We start from the raw sequence: 907 nt of genomic DNA, 5'->3' as shown, positions 1-907 counted from the left end.
AGCGGCAAATCGGCATCAAGGCAAACATCCGAGGCCACATAGCTGGCGGCAAAACTGTCGGCACAATCCAGCACCAGATTGATGCCCTGACAAAGTTGCGAGGCATTGGCCGGATCAAAGCGGGTTTCGACCGGTTCGATCCGCACCTCATCATTCAGCGCCATCATTTCACGTGCTGCCACCTGCACTTTGGATTGCCCTATGTCGCGTTCACGGAACAGCGTTTGGCGGTGCAGGTTCGACAGGCTGATCTTGTCAGCATCAACCAAACGGATACGTCCCACACCGGCCCCGACCAGATATTGCAGCACTGGTGCGGCAAGCCCTCCTGCGCCAATCACCAGTACATGCGCGGTGCGCAGGTTTTCCTGCCCCGACGCGCCAAAGCCAAGTACAGCAATCTGGCGTGCATAGCGGCTCATAGGCAGATCCTTAGCCATTCGCGTACACGGGCTTCTGGGTCGTCCTTCAAGGTGATGTCGGTCACGGCGGACACGATGTCGGCCCCGGCGGCGAACGCACCCTGCGCGCGCTCGACCGACATGCCACCTATCGCCACAAGCGGAATAGGTCCGATCCGCGCCTTCCAGTCGGTCAGCTTTTCGACACCCTGCTGGTGCCATTTCATCTTTTTAAGAATGGTCGGATGAACGGGCCCGAGTGCCACATAGTCAGGCCGCAAAGCCAGCGCACGCTTAAGCTCTGCTTCGTCATGGGTTGAGACTCCAAGTTTCAATCCAGCAGCTCGGATCGCGTCAAGGTCAGCGGTATCCAGATCTTCCTGCCCTAGGTGCACCCAGTCGCAGTCTAGCTCAATCGCCAGTTCCCAATAGTCATTGACCACCAACAGCGCGCCGTGGTCGCGGCACAAATCCCGCGCCTCCGGCAACTGCGCGCGCACCGCATC

General features: G+C 59.2%; 2 protein-coding genes. Both read right to left on the bottom strand.

The window, feature by feature from the left end:
• Nucleotides 1–422, bottom strand: a 422-nt coding sequence (locus tag ACR0EL_RS21905; protein ID WP_480502276.1) for a HesA/MoeB/ThiF family protein, incomplete at its 3' end; no start/stop codon positions are given.
• Nucleotides 419–907, bottom strand: a 489-nt coding sequence (locus ACR0EL_RS21900; RefSeq protein ID WP_480502275.1) for a thiamine phosphate synthase, incomplete at its 5' end; no start/stop codon positions are given. The genes ACR0EL_RS21905 and ACR0EL_RS21900, both read right to left, overlap by 4 nt.

It is taken from the genome of Ruegeria sp. AH12 (assembly GCF_056541465.1).
The sequence above is the reverse complement of the archived record's forward strand: the minus strand, read 5'-3'. Positions and strand labels throughout refer to the sequence as shown.